This window comes from Calditrichota bacterium, from assembly GCA_013152715.1.
Classification (GTDB): Bacteria; Zhuqueibacterota; Zhuqueibacteria; order Thermofontimicrobiales; family Thermofontimicrobiaceae; genus 4484-87.
On the sequence record JAADFU010000094.1, the window covers coordinates 45,562 to 71,537 of the forward strand.

21 protein-coding genes are annotated in these 25,976 nt (G+C 45.1%); 16 read left to right on the forward strand and 5 right to left on the reverse strand.

Annotation, left to right across the window (positions count from 1 at the left end; translation table 11 throughout):
* Positions 1-114 precede the first annotated feature (114 nt).
* The 4 genes from GXO74_07395 to GXO74_07410 all read left to right on the forward strand — a co-directional run bounded on the left by GXO74_07395 (position 115) and on the right by GXO74_07410 (position 4,465).
* Complete coding sequence (locus GXO74_07395; protein NOZ61491.1) at positions 115-588, forward strand: hypothetical protein; 474 nt, start codon at positions 115-117, stop codon at positions 586-588.
* 58 nt (positions 589-646) lie between these two features.
* Positions 647-2,197, forward strand: coding sequence for an acyl-CoA carboxylase subunit beta (locus GXO74_07400; GenBank protein NOZ61492.1), 1,551 nt, complete (start codon positions 647-649; stop codon positions 2,195-2,197).
* Positions 2,198-2,371: 174 nt separating this feature from the next.
* The gene (accC, locus tag GXO74_07405) at positions 2,372-3,877 is read left to right on the forward strand and encodes an acetyl-CoA carboxylase biotin carboxylase subunit (protein ID NOZ61493.1); all 1,506 of its coding nucleotides are present in this window, start codon (positions 2,372-2,374) and stop codon (positions 3,875-3,877) included.
* 78 nt (positions 3,878-3,955) lie between these two features.
* Positions 3,956-4,465, forward strand: coding sequence for a biotin/lipoyl-binding protein (locus tag GXO74_07410; protein NOZ61494.1), 510 nt, complete (start codon positions 3,956-3,958; stop codon positions 4,463-4,465).
* Positions 4,466-4,501: 36 nt separating this feature from the next.
* Here the strand turns inward: GXO74_07410 and GXO74_07415 are convergent, their stop codons facing one another.
* Both GXO74_07415 and GXO74_07420 read right to left on the reverse strand, forming a co-directional pair.
* Entirely contained in the window at positions 4,502-5,833 is a 1,332-nt protein-coding gene (locus tag GXO74_07415; protein ID NOZ61495.1) for a TldD/PmbA family protein, read from the reverse strand.
* Entirely contained in the window at positions 5,830-7,326 is a 1,497-nt protein-coding gene (locus GXO74_07420; protein NOZ61496.1) for a TldD/PmbA family protein, read from the reverse strand. Before GXO74_07420 ends, GXO74_07415 begins: the two co-directional genes overlap by 4 nt.
* A gap of 356 nt (positions 7,327-7,682) precedes the next feature.
* On the opposite strand from GXO74_07420, the gene GXO74_07425 reads away from it, so the two are divergent.
* On the forward strand, positions 7,683-8,696 hold the full coding sequence (locus GXO74_07425) for a hypothetical protein (protein NOZ61497.1): 1,014 nt from the start codon (positions 7,683-7,685) through the stop codon (positions 8,694-8,696).
* A 923-nt stretch (positions 8,697-9,619) separates the two neighbouring features.
* Here the strand turns inward: GXO74_07425 and GXO74_07430 are convergent.
* Positions 9,620-10,276 carry a redox-sensing transcriptional repressor Rex gene (locus GXO74_07430; protein ID NOZ61498.1) on the reverse strand — a complete coding sequence of 219 codons (657 nt, stop codon included), beginning with the start codon at positions 10,274-10,276 and terminating at the stop codon, positions 9,620-9,622.
* A gap of 486 nt (positions 10,277-10,762) precedes the next feature.
* Between GXO74_07430 and GXO74_07435 the strand changes: the two genes are divergently transcribed.
* From GXO74_07435 to GXO74_07445, 3 genes are all read left to right on the forward strand, one after another.
* Positions 10,763-11,656, forward strand: coding sequence for a dihydrodipicolinate synthase family protein (locus GXO74_07435; GenBank protein NOZ61499.1), 894 nt, complete (start codon positions 10,763-10,765; stop codon positions 11,654-11,656).
* Positions 11,657-11,725: 69 nt separating this feature from the next.
* Complete coding sequence (locus GXO74_07440; protein ID NOZ61500.1) at positions 11,726-12,502, forward strand: glucose 1-dehydrogenase; 777 nt, start codon at positions 11,726-11,728, stop codon at positions 12,500-12,502.
* Between the two features lie 88 nt (positions 12,503-12,590).
* Entirely contained in the window at positions 12,591-13,127 is a 537-nt protein-coding gene (locus GXO74_07445) for a hypothetical protein (GenBank protein ID NOZ61501.1), read from the forward strand.
* 261 nt (positions 13,128-13,388) lie between these two features.
* Here the strand turns inward: GXO74_07445 and rnr are convergent, their stop codons facing one another.
* Entirely contained in the window at positions 13,389-15,527 is a 2,139-nt protein-coding gene (gene rnr / locus GXO74_07450; protein NOZ61502.1) for a ribonuclease R, read from the reverse strand.
* A gap of 394 nt (positions 15,528-15,921) precedes the next feature.
* Positions 15,922-16,197: an HU family DNA-binding protein gene (locus GXO74_07455; protein NOZ61503.1), complete on the reverse strand. Its 276-nt coding sequence runs from the start codon at positions 16,195-16,197 to the stop codon at positions 15,922-15,924.
* A 994-nt stretch (positions 16,198-17,191) separates the two neighbouring features.
* Here GXO74_07455 and GXO74_07460 point away from each other — a divergent pair.
* The 8 genes from GXO74_07460 (at position 17,192) to GXO74_07495 (ending at position 25,873) form a co-directional block, all read left to right on the forward strand.
* Complete coding sequence (locus GXO74_07460; protein NOZ61504.1) at positions 17,192-18,037, forward strand: MBL fold metallo-hydrolase; 846 nt, start codon at positions 17,192-17,194, stop codon at positions 18,035-18,037.
* 33 nt (positions 18,038-18,070) lie between these two features.
* Complete coding sequence (locus GXO74_07465) at positions 18,071-18,559, forward strand: hypothetical protein (GenBank protein ID NOZ61505.1); 489 nt, start codon at positions 18,071-18,073, stop codon at positions 18,557-18,559.
* 110 nt (positions 18,560-18,669) lie between these two features.
* Positions 18,670-19,524: an RNA polymerase sigma factor RpoD/SigA gene (locus tag GXO74_07470; GenBank protein NOZ61506.1), complete on the forward strand. Its 855-nt coding sequence runs from the start codon at positions 18,670-18,672 to the stop codon at positions 19,522-19,524.
* A 201-nt stretch (positions 19,525-19,725) separates the two neighbouring features.
* A complete protein-coding gene (locus GXO74_07475) occupies positions 19,726-20,583 on the forward strand; it encodes a deoxyribonuclease IV (protein ID NOZ61507.1) in 858 nt (285 codons plus the stop codon).
* A 77-nt stretch (positions 20,584-20,660) separates the two neighbouring features.
* The gene (lpdA, locus tag GXO74_07480; GenBank protein ID NOZ61508.1) at positions 20,661-22,049 is read left to right on the forward strand and encodes a dihydrolipoyl dehydrogenase; all 1,389 of its coding nucleotides are present in this window, start codon (positions 20,661-20,663) and stop codon (positions 22,047-22,049) included.
* Between the two features lie 29 nt (positions 22,050-22,078).
* Complete coding sequence (lipA, locus tag GXO74_07485; protein NOZ61509.1) at positions 22,079-22,969, forward strand: lipoyl synthase; 891 nt, start codon at positions 22,079-22,081, stop codon at positions 22,967-22,969.
* A 128-nt stretch (positions 22,970-23,097) separates the two neighbouring features.
* Positions 23,098-23,349: a 4Fe-4S dicluster domain-containing protein gene (locus tag GXO74_07490; GenBank protein NOZ61510.1), complete on the forward strand. Its 252-nt coding sequence runs from the start codon at positions 23,098-23,100 to the stop codon at positions 23,347-23,349.
* A 103-nt stretch (positions 23,350-23,452) separates the two neighbouring features.
* Positions 23,453-25,873 carry an AAA family ATPase gene (locus GXO74_07495; GenBank protein NOZ61511.1) on the forward strand — a complete coding sequence of 807 codons (2,421 nt, stop codon included), beginning with the start codon at positions 23,453-23,455 and terminating at the stop codon, positions 25,871-25,873.
* The last annotated feature ends 103 nt before the right edge of the window (positions 25,874-25,976 follow it).

Here is a 25,976-nt window from a genome sequence, read left to right on the forward strand (position 1 = left end):
TCATTAATTTAAAAGCTCTTAAATTGCAGCAACGAATTTGTTCCTTCATTTAAAACGAAGCCGTTGGTTCTTTATCGAATTCTACTGATTTTTTGATCTTGCAAAGAGGCATTTATGAAAAGAGCCACACAATTATTGTTTGCACTCTTTTTCATTCTTTCCCTCAGTTCGGTTCTTTCAGGCAAGGATGAAACAATTTTTGAACAACGCCGCCAGAAAATTCTTCAAAGCATGCCCGAAAACAGCCTGCTCATTCTCGCAGCAACTCCTGAATGCTATCGTTTCGGATTTAATTTTCACCAGAACAGCGATCTTTTCTATCTCACCGGCAACCGCAACGAAGCAGTCATCGAGTCATGGACGCCGGGAATTTACATCCCGGAAAATTCAGAGCTGCCCAAAGAATACTGGAACATCGGCGTGGGAATCGAAGACGGTATTTTGATCACCGAAAACGGTCATCGATTGCTGGCGAGGGGGCTTATCAAATCAGTGGATGATATTGGAAAATTGATGGCAGAAAAAAGTATCTTGGAAAAATTTACAGCGAAGAAGCAGTCAAATAAAAGTCAGGCGCGGGCTTTTTAAAGAAAAATTTTTTTTCACAAGCAAAAATAGAAAAACGACATCATTAACGAGAAAAAATATGACGAAAGATCCTAAATTAGAAAAACTTTTCCAGCTAAAAAAAGAGGCAAAATTAGGCGGCGGCCAACATCGTATCGAAACGCAGCATAAGAAAGGGAAACTCACTGCGCGCGAACGAATCGAACTTTTGCTCGACAGAGATTCTTTTGTGGAAATGGACATGTTCGTCAAACATCGCTGCACCGATTTTGGTCTGGACAAAGAAAAGTATCCCGGTGACGGCGTGATTACCGGCTACGGACGAATCGAAGGACGGCTTGTTTTTATTTTTTCCCAGGATTTCACCGTCTTCGGCGGTTCGCTTTCCGAAAGTTACGCGAAAAAAATTTGCAAAATCATGGATTTAGCCATGAAAGTCGGCGCCCCGGTCATTGGCATTAACGACTCCGGCGGCGCGCGCATCCAGGAAGGTGTGGACAGTCTCGGCGGTTACGCGGAAATTTTTCTTCGCAACACGCTGGCGTCCGGAGTGATTCCGCAAATTAGCATCGTCGCCGGGCCCTGTGCCGGCGGCGCAGTTTACTCGCCGGCGATTACAGATTTCATTTTCATGGTAAAAAACACCTCCTACATGTTCGTCACCGGACCTAATGTGGTGAAAACTGTCACCCACGAAAATGTCAGTTTCGAAGAATTGGGTGGCGCCATCACCCACAGCAGCAAAAGCGGCGTCTCTCATTTTGCCTGCGAAAATGAAATTGCCGCGTTCGAAGCTGTGAGAAAACTTATGAGCTACGTGCCGCTCAACAATGTCGATGATCCGCCATTTGTGGAGACAAACGATCCGGTCGATCGCAGCGATGAGCGTCTGGACACTATTGTTCCTGACAATCCGAATAAACCGTACGACATGAAAGACATCATTCGCCTCGTGGTTGACGACGGCGAATTTCTCGAAGTTCAACCTGATTGGGCGGCAAACATCATCATTGGTTTTGCGCGTTTGGGAGGCTACTCCGTTGGCATCGTAGGAAATCAGCCCATGGTACTGGCTGGCGTGCTGGACATTGATTCTTCCAGCAAAGCGGCGAGATTTGTCCGTTTCTGCGACGCATTCAATATTCCGCTGATTACCTTCGTTGACGTGCCCGGATTTTTGCCCGGAACGGCACAGGAATTCGGCGGTATCATTAAGCATGGCGCTAAATTGCTTTACGCCTTTTGCGAAGCGACCGTGCCTAAAATCACTATCATCACTCGAAAAGCTTACGGCGGCGCCTACGACGTCATGAGCAGTAAACACATCCGCGGCGACGTTAATTTGGCCTGGCCTTCCGCAGAATTAGCTGTGATGGGGCCCAAAGGCGCCGTGGAAATTATTTTCAAAAAAGAGATTGCCGCCGCCAATGATCCGGACAAGGCATTAGAGGAAAAATTATCCGAATTCATCACTGAATTTGCCAACCCCTACAAAGCAGCCGAGCGCGGCTATATTGACGATGTGATTGAGCCGAAATTCACCAGACCGAATTTGATTCAAGCGCTGCAAATGTTAGAAACAAAAACCGACACTAATCCGAGGAAGAAACACGGAAATATTCCACTTTGATTTTTTAAATTTTCCCGCCCTTTCAGAAATTCCAAACCTTTGAAAGGGTTGAATTGCTGATTTTGAATTTGGAAATTAAAATTCGTTTAAAACTTGGAAATTGTGATTAGGAATTTTTTAAATATATCGCTAAACCATTATTTTTATTAAAAAATATTACAACGAAGAAAAACTATGTTTTCAAAAATCCTCATCGCTAACCGTGGCGAAATTGCGGTTCGGATAATGCGCACCTGCCGGGAAATGGGCATTTCCACAGTGGCGGTCTATTCCGAAGCCGATCAGACAGCCCGCCACGTGGTTTATGCTGACGAAGCCCACCTTTTGGGACCGGCTCCTGCCAACGAAAGCTATCTTGTCATCGACAAAATCATCGAAATTGCCAAAGAGAGCGGCGCCGAAGCCATTCATCCGGGATACGGTTTTTTGGCGGAAAATCCGATTTTCGCCCAGCGCGTGGTGGAAAATGGTCTTATCTTCATCGGGCCTAAACCAGAGACAATCGCGCTGTTAGGTGACAAAATGGCTGCTCGTCAGATCATGGAAAGAGCCAACGTGCCCATCGTGCCGGGTATGAAAGAGCCAATTTTTTCTCCGCAGCAAGCCTTGCAATTCGCGCAGCAGGTTGGCTATCCCATTCTTTTGAAAGCAGCGGCTGGCGGCGGCGGCAAAGGCATGCGCATTGTCCGCAACGATTCAGAAATCGAGGAAATGTTTCTGCGCGCGCAATCCGAAGCACAATCCGCATTTGGCGACAAGCGCGTTTATCTGGAAAAATATCTGGAAAAACCGCGCCACATTGAAATTCAAATTTTGGCGGATGCACACGGAAACGTCATTCATCTTGGCGAACGAGAATGTTCAATTCAGCGGCGGCATCAGAAAGTGATCGAAGAATCTCCCTCTCCGGTCGTGGACGAAAATCTGCGGGTTAAAATGGGCGCAACAGCGGTGAAGGCAGCAAAGGCGTCAGGATATGTGAATGCCGGAACCGTGGAGTTTCTGCTGGATCACGACAAAAAATTTTATTTCCTTGAGGTCAATACGCGTCTGCAAGTGGAGCATCCGGTCACGGAATTGCTCACCGGACTCGATCTGGTTCGGGAACAAATTCTCGTCGCGGCAGGTGAAAAATTATCGTTGACGCAACAAGACGTCCAATTTCGCGGTCACGCTATCGAATGCCGCATCTACGCCGAGGATGCGGATAATGAATTTATGCCCTCGGTAGGAACAATTTTCAACTACCGCGAGCCCGGCGGGCCGGGCGTGCGCGTCGATTCGGGGTTTGGCCGCGGAGACACTGTGCCGATTTATTACGACCCCATCATCGCGAAACTGATTACCTGGGGACACGACAGAGGGCAAGCGATTGGTCGCATGAAACGTGCATTGGACGAGTACGTAATTCACGGAATTCAGTCAATTATTCCCTTCCACCGCCGGCTTATGGAATTGAAAGATTTTGAAACGGGAAATCTATCGACGCATTTCATTCAGGAACATTTCGCACAAAGCAACGAAATTGAAAAATTCAGCGAGAAAGAATTAGAGGCATTGGCGGCTTTGGTGTGTGCAGTTGATTATTCCGAAAAAAAACGTGCCAGTGGTTTTATTTCCCCAAAGCCGATGCAAAATTGGAAAATGATTCAGAGATATTGTCAATTGTTGAATCGATAACCATCTTTGTTCTCTTATTTACCTTTCTCTGTAATCTCTGGGACTCGGTGGCTTAAAAATTGAGGGTTCAAAGCGACTATGAATTACATCTCACGAATTCGAAACCGAAATTATCGCATCACTCTTTCTGAAACTGTCTCTGGCGAAATTATCGCCGAAATCAATGGAAAGAAGATACCCGTCACCATTCAACGAAAAAACGGCGACGGCGTCTGTCTGGCTCAAGTCGGCAATCAATTTTTTGAAATCGATATGACGAAAAACGATACTGATTATCTTTTGCATTACAGGGGCGAAATCACCCGCGTCTCTGTGGAAGATGAATATTTGTCTCAATTTAAAAAATTCACCAACCACGCGTCCAAACAACAGATGCAAAAAGAGCTGACAGCGCCCATGCCCGGGCTCGTCGTTACCATTGAAGCAAAAGCCGGCCAACAGGTGCGTCAAGGCGACGGCTTGATCGTTTTCGAGGCCATGAAAATGGAAAATGAACTCAAAGCGCCGTTTGACGCGACGATAAAAGAAATCAAAGTGAGCGAAAAGCAAGCTGTTGACAAAGATCAGTTACTTATTGTTTTTAATTAAATTCCCCAGGAGAAACTCGCAACTCGAAATCCGAAGCTACGTACCCGAAACCGTCATCTCCGCGATTTTGATCGTCGGCGCGCTGATCGAGCGATTGAACCGCAAGTCATTTCCGACCATCTCAATTGATTGCAACATTGTGCCCAGATTTCCAGAAATGGTAATTTCCGCGACGGGGTAGGCCACTTCGCCATTTTCAATCCACAACCCGAACGCGCCGCGCGAATAGTCTCCTGTCACCGGATTTGTGCCCTGGCCCATCGCGTGAGTCAAAAGCAGACCGTTGTCCACAGAGCGAATGATTTCATCAGGCGAAAAATTTCCTTTTTGCAGATAAAAATTATTCGGGCCTGAACCATTCCCAGTGGATTTCATGTTTAATTTTCTTGCTGAATAGACATCAGTGAGATAAGTTTGCAAAACGCCGTTTTTCACAGCAGCATGTTTTGTCACGGGAACCCCTTCAGCGTCGAAGGGCCTGCTGCCAAGACCGCGTTTGATCAGGCCGTCGTCGAAAATATTCACCTTCGCCGCAGCAATCTGCTCGTTTAGTTTGTCCACTAGAAAAGATTGCTTCATGTAAATCGCCCTGCCGGTCAGACATTGGTACAGAAAAGAGAGGATGCTCGCCGCCATGCCCGGTTCCATGACAACGGGCACATTTTTCGTTTTCACCTTTCGCGGATTAATCAGCCGGGTTACACGATGGACAGCTTCGTTCGCCACCTGCTCCGGCGTCCACAAATCGTTAAAAAAACGGCTGCTCTCGTACCAGCCGGATTCCACGCGTTTGTCTTCTTCACCGGCTTGCAGGTAAACTCCCAGGCTGAACCTCGACCGTTTGAACGATCCACTGAAGCCGTTGGAATTCACCAGGATGTATTCACCAAACGAATCCGAAAAGCTGGAACCGTAAGAATTGGTGATGCGCTTATCCGCTACTGCAATCTTTTCGGTCTGTCGCGCCAGCGAAATCTTTTTTCCCGGCGAGAGATTAGTGATCTCCTCGTCGTAGATTTCCAATTTTTTCCAATCATCGATTTCCGCATTCGGATCAAATTCAGGCAGGCCAGAAAACGGATCCTGTGAAGAATTGCGTGCCCGTTCGATGCCGCGCTCAACGAGATGAGACAAAACATCCCTGTCAAAATCATCCGTGTTTACGCTGGCATAACGATGATCAACAAACAGTCTGATGGACAAATTTTTATCACCCGCTTCGACTAAATTTTCCAGCTCCCCGTTGCGAATCTCCACATCAAATTCCCTGCCCTGAGAAATGGAAACCTCTGCCTCGTCCGCGCCTTTTTTTCTCGAAAATTCTACCAGCCACTCCGCCAGCTCAGTTAACTTTTTATTTTCAATCATTGCCTTCCTCCCACCGTCATTCGGTCGATTTTCAGCGTCGGCGTACCGGCAGTCACCGGAACCGACTGACCTTCTTTGCCGCACGTTCCCAGAAAGAATCCCATGTCATTGCCAACTATGGAGACATTGTTCAAAATTTCAATATTCGAACCGATCAGCGTGGCATTTTTGACCGGATGAGTCAATTTTCCGTCTTCAATTTGATAGCCCAAGTTCACCGAAAAAACAAATTTTCCGGAATCCTGCACCTGACCGCCCTGGTAAGTTTTAGCGTAAAAGCCGCGTCTTACAGAACGGATAATATCTTCGGGATCGCTTTCTCCTTTGGCGAGAACCGTATTTGTCATGCGCGGAATCGGCGCAAACTGATAATTTTCCCGTCTGCCGTTTCCGGTAGGCGTCATTTGTAAAATTTGTGCTGACAGCCGATCCTGAATGTAATTCACTAATTTTCCGTTTTCTACTAAAATCGTTTTTTGCGTCACTGTTCCTTCGTCGTCAATGTTGAGAGAACCGCGGAATTGGGGAATGGTTGGATCTTCGTAAATCGTCACAATTCCGTTAGCAACTTTTTGCCCCATGCGATTAGACATGATTGACGTTCCCTTTCGATTGGCGTCTGCCTCCAGCGGATGTCCCACAGCCTCGTGAATCATCACCCCGCTCTGTCCGGCGCCTAAAACAACAGTCTGTTCGCCCGGCGCAGGATCACGTGCATCCAGAAGAATGACCGCCTCTTCGGCGGCTTTTTTGCCGATTTCCTCCGGCGTCATCTGTTTTGCGAAAAAATCCATTCCCACGCGTCCGCCGCCATTGTGATGCCCTGAAGTGCGATTGCCGTTTTGGTTGGCAACAGCAAAAGCGAATAATCTCGTTTGCGGTCTCACATCGGAAATCAGCAGCCCGGCGGAATTGGCGATGAGAATGTAGTTCAATGAATCCTGCAAAAAAGCCTGCACTTTTTCAATGCGAGAGTCAAAATTTTGCGCAGACTGATAGGCGGCTCGCACGAGCGAAAGTTTGTCCTGAAAAGCCGTCGCTGTGAGAGCCCTGTTCAAATCATAAATCTGTCTACTGGCCTCGGCTGTTCTCAAGTCAGCAGCTTCCAAAGAACTCCCGGCATCGGCGATATTTGCCGCTGTCAGCGCCGCCGCTTTCATCGAATCAAAACTCAAATCATTGGTGTAGCCATAGCCCGTTCTCTCGCCTGAAATCACGCGCACGCCCACGCCGACGCTGATGTTTTCAGACGTGCGTTTGATGATATCCTCTTCCATGGTGACGGAATGAGAAATGTGATATTGGAAATAAAGCTCGGAAAATTCACCACCGCGGGACAGTGCGAGCGACAGTAATTTTTGCATCCCCTCAACAGAAACGCCGAATCGATTTTCGAAAAGATAAATCGTTCCTTGCGGCAAATTCCCTGACAGCAATTGGTCGAATAGAAAATTGGATTTTTCTGTCTTTTCCGTATCTGCGAATTTAGTCATTCATTTCTCCGTAATAATCGAAATTTTTAGCCCGTTAGTCAACTTTGGTCTGGAGCAAGATAATAGTTAGCAGGTTAGATTGCTTCTGTCTGAAAAAGTTTCTCTTGCTTATACTAAATCCAACCGAATCTGTTTCATCGCACTTGGCCCAAAAGAATTGTGTAAAATATGAAAAAACAGAAATTTTCCTTGACTTTTTATGATTTTCATTCTATATTAATTGTGTAATTTATTACGCTTGATTCCACAGCACGAAAAATCCCGATCTCGAATTTTCCTGAAGCTTCTGCATTTATTTTTCGTATTGAGCCTGCAATTTAAAACAGAATTTTTTTCAAAATGTTAGAGGAGGAAAAATGAAGACGTTAAAAATAATCGGAATCATCATTTTGATTCTCATCGTGATCATCATTATCCTGGGTCTGGTAGCGCCGAAAAAATATCACGTGGAACGAACCACAGTCATCAAGGCGCCAAAAGATTTAGTCTTCATGAATGTGAAATACTGGCAAAAATGGATCGCCTGGAATCCCTGGGGCAAGCAAGATTCCACCATGAAAATTACAGTTGAAGGTACTGACGGCGAGGTTGGTTCAAAATACATCTGGGTCGGCGATCCCAAACTCACGGGCAAAGGTGAAATGGTGAACACCGGCGTCAAAGAAAATGAGGAAATGACTTTTCACCTGCACTTTCTCGAGCCCTGGGAAAGCGAATCGGACGGATACATTCGAGTCGCCGACACCGATAGCGGTACAAAGGTTTCCTGGGCATTTTTAGGCAAGAATCCCTTTCCCTGGAATATCATGATGCTGTTCATGAGCATGGACAAAACCATCGGTCCTGACTTCGAAAAAGGGTTGGCTCTGTTGAAATCAGTTTGTGAAAAGCAGGCTGCGGCTGTTCAAAAATTCGCAGTCAAAGAAGTCGATTTCCCCGGAAAAACTTATGCCATAATTCGCAAAACTATCTCTTTCAATAATATTCAAAAATTTTATGCTGAATCATTTGGAAAAATTATAGCAGCGATGCAAAAACACGGGGCGGTGATGACCGGCGCGCCGAGCGGAATTTATTTCAGTTATGACGAGGGGAAGGGTGTCACCGACATGGCAGCGGCAATTCCCGTTAGCAGAGTTTTTGAGGAGCCGGGAATCGATACTTATGAAATTCCCGCTGGAAAAGCCTACAAAATCAATTATTATGGTCCGTACGAAAAAATTGGTGACGCGCACATCGCCATGGATTTTTATTTCCACCAAAACAGTCTAAAGCAGCAAATTCCGGTGGTTGAAGAATATGTCACCGATCCCGGAAGTGAAGCTGACAGTTCCAAATGGCTCACTGTTATTTATTATTTTGCAAAATAGTTTTTTTAAATTTGGGGAGAAGATCAGGGACTTGAGCCCGTACATGGCGAGGGATTCGTCCTTGGGAGTTGTTCCTGCATCTTTCTCCTCATTTTTTTGGGCATAATTTCATGAAAACTACGTGGAATAATCTCCCAGAAATTGTTTCTTCTTAAAAATAGTCTGATTAAGATTGCAAGATAATGTAAAGATTGAGTTCGCGGTAGGGGAGATCGCGTCCGCCAAATAAGGAAGAAAAAAATTTGTAACGATCTCGTTGATTTTTTAGTATGCACGAGCGCGGTGACAGACGTTGCTCGCCATAAGGCCTTTCATTGCGGATTTTTAATATTTTATTACTACCATCTTCGAGAATTACAGTTTGGCGGAAAGAAAATATTTCGCTTTTGCTATTTTTGTCCTGGCGAGAACTTTTATTCAGGGGAACATTTGGCGGGGTCTTTCTTTACGAAAAATACAATTTTTAACTTCTTTTCTCCTGTCCAAAATAAGCAAATTTTGCGTCATCCACATGCTCGAGTCTTCATCCATCACAATATCCATCACAATGTCATCTCGCACTATCAAAATCAAACGGCTATCTTTCATTTCTATTCTTTCTCTTCTAATTCACTTTGTAGCCGTTAAGCAGTTCCGTAAGCGAAATTACATTGTATTTTTCGTTGGGGAATTTCCCCGCCAATGTTCAACTTTTGTCTCGGAATCTCGTCGCGTTATTTTTTTTTTGAAAAAAGCGCTGATGAAAATTTCCGAAAAGAACAAAAAACTGGTACAAAAAAGATATTTCTCATTTTCAGTCTCAAAGCCAGGCAAGCCTTTTAGACGGCGGCGAACCGAAATGGCTGTCGGGAGGGAGGACAAACCTGACAGCCATTTCATCTTGCTCAGTTGCTGCCGCAAAAATCAGTTTTAACACAAAACTTTTAGCTTATTGATTCATGAAATCCGTTTTCTTTCACCTGTCGTGCAAAATGTGCTACTTTTTCGACAGCCATGATCATATCTCTGTTTTCAACATGAACGGAAGCCGGTAATTTTAACTGAATCGGAGCGTAATTCAAAATTCCTTTTACGCCTGCGCTTGCTAATCGCCCGCCCATGTATTGCGCTTGATCTTCAGGTATGGCGAGAATGGCGATTTGGATGTTATTTTCCTGAAGAATTTTCTCCAGATCTTGTATGGAATAGCAACGAACGCCATTCACGACGCGATCAATCTTTTTGGAGTCCTTGTCAAAAGCGGCTGTGATTTCTAATTTTTCTCGACGGCCGCGAAAATAGTTGACAATGGCGCGGCCCAATTGTCCCAGACCGATGATAGCGACTTGTTGCACGTCAGGCGCGTCGATAAATTCGCTCAAACTGGCGTAGAGTTTTTTGATTTCATATCCTTTGACAGGGGATCCGGAGTAGCCAATCGCCATCAAATCGCGCCGAATTTGCGCCGAAGTAAAACCTGTCATTACAGAAAGCTCGTGAGAAAAAATATTGGATTTTTCTTCCGGATCCAGATTCATCAAAAGGCGTCGATAAAGGATAAGACGTTCTACGGTTTTTTCTGGAAATGTTTTGTCTTGCATGATATCCTTAATGATATTTAGATTGTTGTTAAAATTTTCACAAATAAATATATCAAATAATATTTAAAAATGCAAGTAAAAGTTTAAAAAAATAGTTCGAGATCGTGTCAATCCTAATGAAAAATATTTTCCGTACTTCTTCATTGCGCCATTAGTGTCAGGCAAGACTTTTCAGGACAAAACAATCAAAAATATTAATCTGACAATGGTACATTTTCACAAATGCTAAATAAGCGTAACTGTAATAAAATCAATTATTGCCGGAGCAGTATCGAGTTGCAAAATTCCTGACTTTCGCCTTTTTTGAATCAGGCGATGAATTAATCACTGTGAAGAAAGTGAAAAATTCGCGCGAAACTTATCTTCGGCAAGTTACAAATTTCTAAAACTAATTCTTGATTATTATTTTTATTATTTTAAATTATGGACATTTGTAATCGCTGACAATCTTTTTAGAGAAGCGACAAAATACAGGAGGAAATATTAATGGTATTCGATCAATTTGCCGGAGTTTTCGCTCCGATTCCAACGCCTTTCTCGGAAAAAGATTTGACAATCAACTTTGAATATATTCGCCGACATCTGGAATTCTTGCAAGAGAAGGGAGTTAACGGAGCGCTGGTGTTGGGCACGAACAGCGAATTTCCTTCCCTGTCCATCGAGGAAAGGAAAAATATCATCTCCTGGGTGATGAAATTCCGCGGTGATTTGAAAGTAATGGTACAGGTTGGCACATCCTCGTTTGTGGAGACGATTGGTTTGAGCCATTACGCCATGGAAAAAGGCGCTGATGCGCTGCTGATTTGTGCGCCCTTTTATTTTAAAGAAATCAATGAAATAGGCTTGATTGATTATTATTTCCAAATTTTCAATCGCGTCCAACATCCGATTTTTCTCTATCACATGCCGCAGGTCACGCAGGTGCCGATTACTGAAAAAGTGATCGAGAGCCTGCTTTCCTTTTCCAATTTTCTGGGACTGAAAGAATCTTCGGGGCAATGGGACACGACGAAGCATTACATTGAAAAGTTTCGTCAACTGCATATTTTCACTGGGAATGATTTGCTGTTCAGAGACGCGCTGGACATTGGCGCCGGCGGCTGCATTACCGCGGTGTGCAATTCGCTGCCGGAATTGCCAGTGAGCTTGTTTCACGCTGTGAGGGTCGGAGAAGACGTGTCTTACATTCAATCCAGACTATCGGCGTATCGCAAGCTATTGCAGCAATTTCCTCTGCAATCGGCGACCAAGTACATTTTGCAAATGCGCAATTTCCCTGCCGCAGGCGTGAGGCCGCCGTTGACCGAATTGACAGAATCGCAAAAACGGGGATTAGAGCGGGGATTGGTGGAGTTGGGTTTTGATTTTCCAACGGACTGAATATTTTCGAAAAATTGATTGTTTGAAATCTTGTTAAAAAAAATCAGAAAAATAAAATGAGGAGTCCAAATGAAAGAGATGGGCATTCAAGGAAAAATTGCTATTATCACCGGGGCTAGCAGCGGCATGGGAAAGGAAACAGCGCTGCTTTTTGCTGAAGAAAAGGCAAAAGTGATGATCACTGCCCGCGATGAAAAACGATTGCAGGAAGTCGCAGCGCAAATTCGAAAAAATGGGGGAGAAGTGGAAATTTTTCCGGCTGACGTCACGGATGCTGGCGGTCGGGAAAAATTGGTTCAGGCCACGGTAGAAAAATTTGGCGGGATTGATATTTTAGTGAATGCAGCGGGAATTATCGCGACGGGAACTGTTGAAAATACTTCGCTTGCAGACTGGGACTACATGATGGATATCAATTTACGCTCTGTTTTTCATTTGATGCAGTTGGCGCTGCCTTCTCTGATTGAGCGGGAAGGAAATATCGTCAATGTTTCCAGTGTGACCGGATTGCGCGCTTTTCCGGGAGTACTTTCCTACTGCGTGAGTAAAGCCGGCGTCGATCAACTTACTCGATGCGCAGCGCTCGAACTGGCATCCAAAAAAGTCCGCGTAAATGCCGTAAATCCCGGTGTGACAGTTACGGAATTGCATCGCCGCGGCGGCATGGACGAAAAAGCATATCAGGCATTTTTGGGGCACAGCAAAACAACACATCCCATTGGCAGGGTCGGCGAACCGAGAGAAATCGCGGAATTAATTTTATTCTTGGCGTCTCCCCATGCGAGCTGGATCACCGGCGTAAGTTACAGCATCGACGGCGGCAGAGCGCAGACGTGTGCAAGGTAAAAATAAATAGAAATAGCGAGAAATCGGGTTTTCCAAAAATCTGGGTTCTGAAATCAAAACTCGCTTTCTGAAACCAGCGGAAAAAGACATGTATTCAAAAAATATTTTTCTCACCGGCGATCTTCATGTGGGGAAATCTACAATTGTTCAAAATGTCTTGAATCGATTGAAAGTGGCAGAGATTGGCGGTTACAGAACTGAAGTTATTTTCGAAAACGGCAAGAAACTCGGTTTCAAAATGATTTCTTTTTCAGGCGAAGAAAAAATATTTGCCCATGCCAGTTTCACAAAAGGAAAGCGTTTTGGCGATTTTCGCGTGCAATTGGAAGTTTTCGAAAGCTTCGGTGCGCAAATTCTCACGACTGCTCTTGAACAGAATGGCCTCATTGTCATAGATGAGATCGGGGCCATGGAAAAACACGCCCAAAAATTCCGAGAGGTAATTTATGAATGTCTTGATGCGCCAATTCCGGTGCTCGGTGTTTTTCAGCAGCGGGCAAAATGGGCAAAAGCGATGTTGGAAGCGCGGAACGATTGTAAAATTTTCGCGGTTGAGCGGTTAAATCAACGCGCTGTGGAAGATTCAGTGTATCATGCGTTAACTGGAATTTTTTCTGGTCGTTAATTCAAAATATCTGAGCGTTGTCGGTTGAGAATTAATGCTGTGACCCTATGATGTGAGCAATTTTTCGTAATACGAACAAGTCCCTGTTCGCAAAATTTTTTTGATAATTTTTTTCGGGTTCCTCACCATTTGCTGTGGGTAAATATTCATCAGTCCGTCATTTTTACGCTAATTTGTGTACGCCGTGTATTACGTTCAATAGAAAAATGCATTATTTCAAATTTTGCAATGAATAGTTTCTGGTTAACACTTTGCTGAATTTTATTTGTACCGATACGGATCTTCTTTCAAAATTTCGACTAATTCAAAATCAATAATTTTTTCTTCCGGATTGACGAGCAAAACTTTGACAGTGACCGGATCGCCTAGTTGATAAGTTTTTCCCTGATAGGCGCCGAACAGCAGATAGCGCGCTTCGTCGAAATTGTAATAGTCGTCGTCAAGCGTCGTGATGTGCACCAATCCTTCGATGAGATAGTCTGAGAGTTCAACAAAAATACCGAATGACGTGACACCGGAAATGATGCCCTGGAAGGTCTGTCCCACTTTGTCTTGCATGAATTCAAGCTGTTTCGTTTTGACAGAAGCGCGCTCCACTTCCATGGCGCGAATTTCCATATCAGTGGCGTGGGAGCAGATTTTTTCCAATTTTTCCGCTGGCAAGGGAATTTTGTTGGCATCCTTGAGATATTGTTTGAGCAGCCTGTGCACCATCAAATCCGGATAGCGGCGAATGGGAGAGGTGAAATGTGTGTAATATTTCAGCGCCAGACCGAAATGCCCCTCGTTTTTGGTGGTATACTTTGCCTTCATCATGCTGCGTACCATGATTTCCTCTACCAACAGTTTCCGTTCGTTTCCTTCCAGAGATTGCTGCAAATCTTGAAACATGCGCGGCGTCACCCGAGATGTGGATTTGAAATTAATACCCAGCGCTTTGAGAAATCGGCGGAAGTCTTTGAGCTTTTCGCCGCCGGGTTTTTCGTGAACGCGATAGGGGAAAGGCAGGTCAAAACCGGTCTTTTCCTTCAAAATTTTGTCCACATGTCGGGCGACGATCGAATTTGCCAGTACCATGAATTCCTCGATGAGTCGGTGACTGTCCAATTGATAAACGCGAACAATATCCACAGGTTTGCCCTCATCGTCCAATTTGATGCGCACTTCGTGGCTGCCAAAATCGAGGCTGCCGCGCTCCTGGCGTTTCTGAATCAATTTTTTGCTCAAACGAAACATTTCGAGTATCGTGCCCTGAAATTTGGCGTCAGTGATTTTGCCGTCGATCAAATCCTGAATTTCTTCGTACGTAAATCGGCGGTCGCTGTCAATGATTGATTGCTGAATGTCATATTTAATCACGCTGCCATCTTTCGCCATCTCGATGAGTACGCTGAAAGTCAACCGATCGACTCCCTGTTTCAAGGAACAGATTTCATTTGACAGCCGTTCGGGAAACATGGGGATCACGCGATCCACGAGGTAGACAGAAGTAGAGCGATTCCGACTTTCGCGATCCAGCTCTGTCTCGGGCGCAACGTAATAGCTGACATCGGCGATGTGCACGCCTAACAGATAATGCCCGTTGTCCAGAATTTTGAGAGAAATCGCATCGTCAAAATCTTTAGAATCAACCGGATCAATGGTGAATGTCAATTCTTTACGCCAGTCCAATCGTCGCTTGATTTCACTCTGGGGAATTTCATCAGGAATGGCTTCGGCTTCTTTGATTATTTTTTTGGGAAAAATGTCCGGCAAATCAAAAGATCGGGCAATGGAAAGCACATCAATTCCCGGATCGCCGGGGCGGCCTAAAATTTCCACGATTTCGCCGGTCGGATTTTGCCTTTCGTCCGTCCATTCCAACAATTGAGCGACAACTTTCTGGCCGTCTTGGGCCCCATTTTGCTTTTCCGGAGCAATATAGAGTGTGCGGTGAATTTTCAAATTATCGGGAACGACAGTTCCCCAATACTTTCCTTGTCGAAATGTTCCCACAAAATTGTTATGGGCGCGTTGCAAAACTTCCACCACTTTGCCTTCCTGATTTTTCCCGCGCAAGCGGGCGAACAGTAGAGCGCGTACCCGATCGCCGTGAAATGCCATGCCCATATTCTTCTGGCTGATGAAAATATCCGCTTTGTCGTCGTCTGTAATCAGAAAACCGTAGCCCTGCGTCTTGACGTGTAAAATGCCCTCCACTTCGTAAGAGCGCAGTCCTTGACCGATTTTGCCTTTTTTGTGGCGTGTGATAATGCCCTGTTCTGCAAGCTTTTTCAGCTTACGTTTAAAAGCCGGATATTGGCGGTCGTCGATTTTAAGAATTTTTCCTAATTGCTTGGGTTTGTAATATCGCTCGGGATATTTTTCAAATAATTGAATGAGTTGGTCTTCGATGCTCATTGTTTACCTGCTTTCTACTGTATGTTTTTATTGACAATTTTTGATTCTATTTTTCGAATTTTGTTTTATTTTTAAAAAATTGTTTTCTCTGATTTACGCCGCCCCAAAATGCGTCCGTTTGTTGCTACTGTCGTTTTCACAGTACTGTTGCGATCAGGACTTCTTGGTGAAATAGCAGTGAGCTTTATTTTTTTCAGGAGCAATGGGTTCGAACCGATGAGGTACGAAATATGATTAGCCTTGATTTTGAAAATTAAAAAGGAAATTTCCATACCGAAGAAATAGCTTGTTTAGATAAAAGCGGGTTTCGTATTTTTTTCAATAGACACCACAAAAAAGAAAACGGAACCCCTGAAAAGAAGTTCCGTTTTATAAGAAGTTCTTTCTGAGAAAATTATTTGAGAGCGTCTTTCAAAGCTTTGCTCGCCGAGAATTTCGGTCTTCTTCCGGCCGGAATCTGAATTTTTGCGCCGGTTTGCGGATTGACGCCGGTTCTGGCTGCGGTATTCATTACTTTGAATGTACCGAAACCTTGAAAAGTGAAAGAGTCGCCTTTTTTGAGGCAATCGGTTAAAGCGCCAAAGACAGCATCGACGGCAGCAGCAGCCACTTTTTTAGAGGGCATTCCTTCTACCGCAGCGATTTTATCGATAATTTCGGCTTTTGTCATATTTTGTTTCCTCCTCAAGCTTGTTTAAAGTTAAATTGATGACATTGTGGCTAAAAGTAATAATAAAATTTGAAAATGTCAATGAAAAAATTAAAAAAGGCAAAAAACTCGAAAAAAATTTGGATTGGCGAAAAATGAAGAAACGACGATTATTGCCCTTCCGTTCGCTAATCACGCAGGAATAATACGATGAGCAATGGCCCGGAGAATTTGGGAAAGGACGATTTGTATTTTCTCTCATTTTTTTCTCGATGATTTCGGAAGTTCCTACGAGATGAAAAATATCAAATTCGCTCTTAAAATACGTCAGCATCGAGGTGTCGCGGCAAGAAAAGGCACAGCAATTATTGGCGATCCGGCCGTTTTTTGGGAGGATGCTACTATCGCGAGCTCTGTCATTTGGCGATTATTTTTCATCCTGTAGAATTTTCATCGAAGTCGAAGTTCATCTCAAATAGTCATAAAAGGCCATATTTTGGTTTTCCCGGCAAACAAGAGAATGATTTTTGCTACATATTTCCGCTAAATTGCGCTAAGTAATGTATTATTAGAAGAATGCTTTGCTGGCGATCATTTTGGCAACCAGATTTGCATTTCAAAAGATTGTTTCTGAAAACTATTGTTTTCCGATGGGGAAGGTTCAATTGAAATTGGAAGTGAGGGGGTAATTACAATATAATCGGAGAAAATAGGCTGAAAATGGTTGAAAGCGGACAATTATAATGGATATTGACATAATTTATCGGCTAATTGCTTAGTGAAAAAGAAATCGACTTTTCTTGAATACGCAAGATTACCATTTTTTCATGTTGACGTTTTATCTCTAATTTTGAACAATATTTGCTCAGTTAAGCGATTCAGTCGGGAAATTTTTACGCTTTTTGAATATCAGTGCATGACATTTTTGCAATCGCAATTGTGAATTACAGGATAGCTCTGTCAATCTGCAACTTTGAATTCAGACATGCGGCGCGTGCTTGAGGAGGCAACTGATTTGAAAGTGACATTTTGGGGTACCCGGGGGTCCATTCCGTCGCCCGGTCAAGAAACCATCCACTATGGCGGCAACACTACATGTTTGGAAATTGAATTGAGCGACGGCACATTGCTGGTTTTTGACGCCGGCACCGGGATAAAAAAATTGGGACAACATATCGTCTCAAATTCGCGAGTCGGGAAGATCAATATTTTTTTCACGCATTCTCATTGGGATCATATTCAAGGTTTTCCTTTGTTTGCTCCGGCGTATTCGGATAAATACGAGATTGAAATTTACAGTTGCCCACCGGTCTTTCGCAATGTCCAGGAAATTTTAACCAGCCAAATGGATGCGCGATATTTTCCGGTTCGCTTTAGCAATTTGAAAGCCAAAATTTTATTTCATCAGATAGAAGAGCCAAAGTTTAACCTGGGCGCGGCGGTCATCGAGTGCATAAAAAATAATCACCCCGGCGGAGCCAATGGTTTCAAAGTAACGGATCACAACAAAATTTTGGTTTTCATTACTGACAACGAATTACACGCGCCTGGGAATTCCAGTTCCACCTGGGAACAATTTGTCGATTTCTGTCGCGGCGCGGACCTGCTAATTCATGATTCGCATTATTTATCCGATGAATTGAGAAATGCCATCGGCTGGGGACATTCTTCTTACGAGCAGGCGTTTCAATTGGGAATCGCGGCGGGAGCAAAAGAATTACTTTTTTTTCACCATGATCCGGACCGCACTGATGGTCAGATCGATGAAATCGTCAGGGGTTTTCGCGAAAGAATAAAGAAAATGGGCCAAAAAATGAAACTTGACGCTGCAACTGAGGGTACAAAATATAGGTTAACTTAAGAGAGCACTCATTTAGCCAGTAGGAGGTACTGAATGAGTGAAATTGCTGAGAAACAACGAATAGTGAGCATGTTGCTCCAATCAACGCTGCGTTGCGCTGAATTTTATGAGGTATTAAGCGCCCACAGCAGGCATGAACAACTGAAGAAAGTTTTTACGGGTTTGAGCAAGGATGGCAGACAGTTGGGCCGGCGTCTCGAATCCTGGAGTGAATTGAGCGCGCACATTCATCCCCGCCAATACTTCGATTTCGATCGCTCCCGATTTTACTTTGAATCTCTGAGTCGGAAATCTTTACAAGCAAATACGGAAACCCGGGCAGAGGTTTTGCCGGAGTTAGCTGATACCATCTGCGCTATCCAGATCGCGATTAGTTTTGAAAAAGATGGCATTTTGTTTTGGGAAGAAATGAAATCCGTTTGTGAAGGAAGGTTGTCCGATTTTGTCAAAGAACTGATCTCCCTCAAGAAGCAACGATTATCTATGTTACTAAACATGAAAGGAAAATTAGCCTCGGGATAAAAATTTGCTTTTTTTGACGCGAATCACATTATTTTTTTATGAATTTGCTTATCTTTTATTTGTAATGTTAATAATGCTAATCTTCCAACCAAAGAAGGCGGGTGATTTCTATGAAGAGAAAAAAGCAGGTAAGCCAGCCCCATGAGGTGCTTTCCAATTATCTCCATGATATCGACCAAATTCCGATGTTGTCGGAAAAGGAGGAAATCAAACTCGCCGAACGTATCAAAAAAGGCGACCAGCACGCGCTGGACAAATTAGTTAATGCTAATCTCAAATTTGTCGTTTTTGTTGCCAAAGATTACAAGAATCGCGGTTTGCCATTTGACGAGTTGATTTGCGAAGGCAACGTCGGGTTGATGGAAGCGGCGAAAAGATACGACAGCAAGCGCGGCGTGAAATTTATCAGTTACGCGGTGTGGTGGATTCGGCAGTCCATTTTGCGCGCTCTTGCCAACAACTCCCGTATCGTCAGACTGCCGGTGAATCATGTCTGGGCATTGCAGAAAATGGTTAACACCGTGGAAACATTGGAACAAACTTTAGGGCGTTCGCCAGAATTGGAAGAGGTCGCCCATGCAATGGAAATTTCTCCGCAGAAACTCTCTAAAAGTTTGAAATACTGGGGCCGAGAAATGTCGCTGGAAGATTCAACATATCCCGGAGAAGAAAGCCTGTCTCTGCTGGAAAAGATTAGCAGCGATGAGTTCGTTGAGCCCTCGCGAAATCTGCTCGACGAATCGCTAAAACTGGACGTCAAAATGACGCTGGACACGCTGACGGACATCGAAGCGAGTATTATTCGTTTTTACTACGGTATCGGGACAGAGAGGCCTCTCACATTGCTGGAAATCGGAAAGAAATTAAATCTTAGTCGCGAGCGGATTCGGCAGATTCGCGATCGAGCGATTCGAAAACTGCGCTACTTACATCGACGGGAACGGTTGCAGGGATATCTTGGTTAAGGCAAGCGTTTCGGTTGCTTTGTTTGTGTATTTAAATTTCCTGGGGAAAAAGCCACTAGCGAATTTCAAATTTCGATGGTGGCTTTTTTGTTTTTGAAAGAAAATCTTGCAGTTTTTTCCGAATTAATTCTTTGAAATTTCAAAAAAATGTATTAAATTCAATACTTGAAATCAAACAAAATCAGGAGCCTGAATTTTCAATTGAATAAAGACGAGAATATTTTACTCGGCGCTCACGTTTCCGTCGCCGCCGGCGTGCATTTGGCGCCGCAGAGAGGCCAGGAGATCGGCTGTACTGCAATTCAAATTTTCACCAGAAATCAGCGCCAGTGGACATCACCGCCGCTTTCCGATGACGAGGTCGGGCAGTATTTCGAATCACTGAAAAATACCGACATTCGCAGCGTTGTGGCGCACAGCAGTTATTTAATTAATCTGGCTTCGCCCGACAAAAATCAATTGCAAAAATCGAGGGAATCTTTTATTTTAGAGCTCGACCGCGCCGAGCGACTGAAATTGGACGGCTACATTTTTCATCCGGGCGCTCATAAAGGCGCAGGGGAAAAATCCGGCATGAAGCGCGTGACCGAGCAGTTGAATCTCATTCTGGCGGAGAGACCAGATCACAAAACAAAAATTTTGTTGGAAACGACCGCCGGTCAGGGCACTTCGCTGGGGCACAGTTTCGAGCAATTGGCTGAAATGATCAGCGGAACCACGCAGCCGGAGCGGCTCGGCGTTTGTCTGGATACGTGCCACATTTTTGCGGCTGGCTATGATTTTCGCAGGCGGGAGCAGTACGAGAAAATGATGGCTGATTTTGATCGCATCATCGGACTGAACAAACTTGCGGCAATTCATGTCAACGATTCAAAAACTGGATTCGGCTCGCACGTGGATCGGCACGAACTCATCGGAAAAGGAGAAATCGGACTGCAAGCCTTCGCTTTTATCATGAACGATCAGCGTCTGGGGCAGGTGCCGAAGATTATTGAATTGCCCGGCGGGCCTAATAGCGACAGAGAAAATTTGCGAATTTTAAAAGGTTTAAGGAAATAGTCAGCTAATCTGCTGAAAGATGATTTTATTGATGTATTTTGTAAAAAAATAAACAAAAGGGGTGATTTGTGGAGAAAATGGCTTTCGATTTGGTTGTTGTTGGCGCCGGCCCTGGCGGCTATGTGGCCGCGATTCGTGCGTCGCAATTAGGGATGAAAGTTGCGGTTGTGGAAAAGGAACACTTAGGCGGCATCTGCCTGAATTGGGGATGCATTCCGACAAAGGCGTTGCTGAAGAGTGCAGAATTGTACTCGTCGATGAAATCAGCTAACAAATTTGGTTTGAAGGCGGAAAATATCGATTTTGATTTTTCGGCGATCATTAGGCGTAGCCGGCAGATTGCTTCGCGCATGTCGAAAGGAGTGGCTTTTTTATTCAAAAAAAATAACATTATGACGTTTGTCGGCAGCGCGAAATTGATTGACGCAAAGACAGTTGCTGTCGTGAAAGACGATGAACAAATCGCGGAATTGACAGGAGCGAAAGTTTTAATTGCCACTGGCGCCAGACCGCGGTCCATTCCGGGCATTGAAATCGATCACCAGAAAATCATCACCAGCCGCGAAGCCATGTCGCTGGAAAATCTGCCGGCGTCGCTCATCGTCATCGGCGCCGGCGCCATCGGCGTGGAGTTCGCGTATTTTTACCAGACGCTGGGTTGTCAGGTGGCATTAGTGGAGATGCTGCCGCATCTTCTGCCGGTGGAAGACGAGGAAATCTCTCAGCAGTTGGAACGTTCTTTCAAAAAACAGAAGGTGAAAATTTTCACGGAATCCCTGGTGAAAAATGTCAAAGTGGGTGCTGACGACGTGGTTGTTTCCATTGAGAAAAACGGAGAAATTGTGGAATTGCGGGCGGAGATGGCGCTGATGGCAATCGGCGTGCAGGGAAATGTTGAAAATATTGGGCTCGAAGATGTGGGCGTGAAAACGGAACGCAGTTTTATCCCGGTGGATGAATTTTACCGCACGAATGTGGAGTCGATTTACGCCATCGGCGACGTGGTGGGGCCGCCGTGGCTGGCGCACGTGGCTTCAGCCGAAGGCATCCGCGCCGTTGAAAAAATGGCGGGAAAAGATGTCGCTGCGGTGAATTACGACGCGATTCCCGGTTGTACTTATTGCCAGCCACAGATCGCCAGCATCGGTTTGACCGAAAAAGCAGCAGCGGAAAAAGGTTTTGCGGTGAAAATCGGGCGTTTCCCGTTCGTGGCAAATGGCAGGTCGCTGGCAGCCGGCGAGAGCGAGGGAATGGTCAAATTGATTTACGATAAAAAGACAGAAAAGTTATTGGGCGCGCACGTCATTCACGCCGAAGCCACGGAACTCATCGGCGAATTATCCGTTATAAAATCTCTCGGCGTTGCGGGACACGATTTGATTAACACGGTTCACGCGCATCCGACGCTTTCGGAGTCCATCATGGAAGCGGCTGCTGCGGCGTTCGGCGAGGCAATTCACGTTTAATTTTGTCGGAAAATTTCAGAAAGGATTTCATGCGAATTCGCGAGAAAAGACATCCGCGGTGGATGAAGGTTCCGCTTCCGGCCGGAAGATCATTTCAGAATGTGCGAAAATTGGTTCAGAGCAATCATTTGCACACAGTCTGCCAGAGCGCGCACTGTCCGAATATCGGTGAGTGCTGGGGCAACGGCACCGCGACTTTCATGATTTTGGGTGACCGCTGTACGCGAAACTGCCGCTTTTGTAATATTCAATCCGGAGCGCCGGCGCCGGTCGACCCGGACGAGCCGAAACGCGTCGCTGCGGCAGTGAAAACACTCAACTTGAATTACGCGGTAATCACCTCTGTGACGCGCGACGATTTGCCCGACGGCGGCGCTGCACATTTTGCTGAAACGATTCGGGAAATCAAAAAATTGTCGCCGGATTGCCGGGTAGAAGTTTTGATTCCGGATTTGCAAGGCAAAATTGAAGCTCTGAATATCGTCTTCGACGCCGCGCCTGATGTTTTGAATCATAATTTGGAAACCGTGCCCTCGCTTTACCGCCAGGTCCGGCCCGGCGCAGATTTTCAGCGTTCATTGACTGTGCTGAAACTTGCCAAAGAAAACGGGCTGCTTACAAAATCCGGGCTCATGGTCGGACTGGGCGAAGAATTGCGCGAAGTTTTGGGAGCGATGTCGCAATTGCGTCGGGTGGGTTGCGATTTTTTGACTATTGGTCAATATCTCCAACCTTCTGCCGAACATTTGCCCATTGCGCGCTATGTAACACCGGCTGAGTTCGCCAATTTGGAAAAGCAGGGAGAGGAAATGGGCTTCGTCCGCGTCGAAGCGGGCCCTCTGGTGCGCAGTTCTTATCACGCGGCTTTGGGATTTCAATTGTCAGAATCGGCTGAAATGAGTTATCCGTCTCCCAGTTGAAGAGCTGTTAAAGGGGGCATTTCAAAAAAAATTTACTAAAAAATTTCATGTAATTTCACTTGATTTTTTTGTGAATATTTTGTATAATTGCCACTTCAATTTTATTTTGAAAAATGCCAACACGTTGGATGACAAAATCATGGAGGAAAGAAGTGGCTCATGTAATCGTTGACCTGTGTACGATGTGCGGAAGTTGCGCGGAAATATGTCCGACCGAATGCATCAGCGAAGGCGAGGATCAGTATTACATTAATCCGGAAGAATGTATCGATTGCGGAACCTGCGTCGACGCGTGTCCAACGGACGCAATTTATGCGGAAGAAGAACTGGCGCCGGATCAAAAGGAATTTATTGAAAAAAATGCAGATTTTTTTAGTTAACCAACTCATTGAAATTTAAAAAGTTGCGGTAGGAGCTCTCCCGAGGCTCCTATCATCGTTTTTGGAATGGCGTTTTTTTGCCAATTTTTAGGAGACCAAGCCAATGTCCTCCCGATCAAAGGAAGTGCCCCCCAATAAGCTTCGTTATTTTTATGATCCGAAACAATTCAAATTTAAAACCACTGACGAGTTAGAGCCGCTGTCTGAAATTATTGGTCAAGATCGCGCGGTAACTGCGGTCGATTTCGGCGTTCAGATTAAAAATTTAGGCTACAACATTTTTGCCGTTGGTCCGACCGGAGCCGGAAGGACATCCACCATCAGAGATGCGGTGCAAAAAAGAGCGAAAAAATTGGCTGTGCCGCCTGACTGGTGTTACGTTTACAATTTTCAAAATGGGGACAGGCCTGTTGCGCTGAAGCTTGCGCCGGGAGATGGCAGAAAATTGGCAAAAGCGATGAACGGGCTCATTGTCAAGCTGGCTCGCGATGTGCCGGCGGCGCTGAATTCTGAGGAATTTCAACGGCAAAAAAAATCCATCATGGAGCAGTTGCAAATTCAGCAACAAAATTTGCTGAATGGTTTGACCGAAAAAGCGCACAAAAAAGGTTTCAGTCTGCGAAAAATTGCTTCCGGCCTGGTGCTGCTGCCTGTTCTCGACGGAAAACCGCTGACAGTTGAGCAAATAGATGCTTTGCCGGAGGAGCAGCGCGAGAAATTGCAGGAGGTCGGCGCCCGATTGCAGGAAGAATTGAATGACGGTCTGAAAAGCATCCGCAATTTAGAACAGGAAATGCAGGAGAAATTGGAAAAACATCTCAAAGAAATCCTGCGGCTGGCGATCGACAACCCGATTGCGAAAATCAGTGAGCAGTTCGAAAAATATCCGAAGGTCGTAGAATATCTGGAAGAAGCAGAAGAAGATTTGCTCAATACAGCGGCCGGGATGTTTTCCGAGGCGCCGGAAGAAGAAGAGGCGGAGGAATCCATCGACCACAGTTGGATCAAAGGATTGCAGCTTCACCGCTATCGGGTGAATGTTTTTGTGGACAACAGCGAAACAAAAGGCGCGCCAGTAATTGTGGAAACGAATCCGACTTACAACAATCTCATTGGCCGCATTGACCGCGTTCCGCGAAAAGGGCTTTTACTGACTGATTTTACAAAAGTTAAATCGGGTTCGTTGCAACGGGCAAATGGCGGATTTCTCATCATCGACGCGGAACAACTTTTCCGTTCAGCGTTGGCGTGGCAGGCGTTGAAACGCTCGCTGAAAAACCAGTGCGCTGAAATCACCGATCTCAGTGAGGAATCCTCTCATTTGAGCGTCAGAACGCTGGAGCCGGAGCCAATTCCCCTGGATATTAAAATTATTCTCATCGGCAGTTCCGGAATTTATTACACGCTGCTCAGCTATGACAGTGATTTCAGTAAATTGTTCAAAGTGAAGGCGGATTTTAGCGTCACCATGCCCTTGAACAAAAGGAATATTTTGAATTATGCTCGTTATTGTGCGGGTCAGTGTCAAAAAGAAAATTTGCTGCCGCTTTCGCCAGATGCAATGAGCCGCGTTGTGGAATATGGTGTGGAAATCGCAGAAGACCAGAAAAAATTGACCACGCGATTTAATTATGTTCGCGATGTGTTGGTCGAAGCAAATTATTTCGCGCAAAAAAATCAGCATCGCACGATCACCGGCGAAGATGTTCGGGAAGCGCTCGCTGCAAGCAGATTTCGGCACAATAAATACGAAGAATTAATTCAGGAGATGTTCCGCGAAAAAACATTATATTTGAACGTGAGCGGCTACCGCGTGGGTGAAGTCAATGGATTGACTGTCCTGGATTTGGGCGATTACACCATGGGGAAACCCACGCGCATCACAGCGAGAGTTTCTCTGGGTCAGGACGGCGTTCTTGCCATCGACCGGGAAGTGAAAATGAGCGGTCCCCTGCACAATAAAGGCGTGTTGATTTTGTCCGGTTTTTTGCAAGGCATGTTTGGCGCTGACAAAAAAATCTCCATTTCGGCAAGTATTACGTTTGAACAAGTCTACTCCACGGTGGATGGCGACAGCGCTTCATCGGCGGAATTGTACGCGCTGCTTTCCAGCTTGTCTGAAATTCCAATTAATCAGTCCTTTGCTGTCACCGGCTCTGTGAATCAGATGGGTGAGATTCAGCCCATTGGCGGCGCCAAATACAAAATTGAAGGTTTTTTCGATGTGTGCGCTGCGCATGGATTGACTGGCGAACAGGGAGTTTTGATTCCAAAATCCAATTTAGCCAATTTAGTGCTCCATGATCGCGTCATCGATGCTGTGAAAGAGGGGAAATTTCATATTTACGCGGTCGCTACTGTGCAGGAAGGGATTGAAATTTTAACAGGCAAAAAAGCCGGCCGCCGTGGCAAAAACGGGAAATTTCCGGCGGGAACTGTTTTCCGTGCAGTGGACGAAAGATTAGAAGAGATGGCGGAAAAATTGAATTCAGGCAGGTCGAAACAAGGGAAGAAGAATTCCTGATTTTTGAGAGCAGGTTGAGATCAACGGCTGGCAATTTCAGCGATGAAATGTTTACTGATCGCGAGTACAAAAAATACAACTCTAAAATTTGATTTGCACTAAC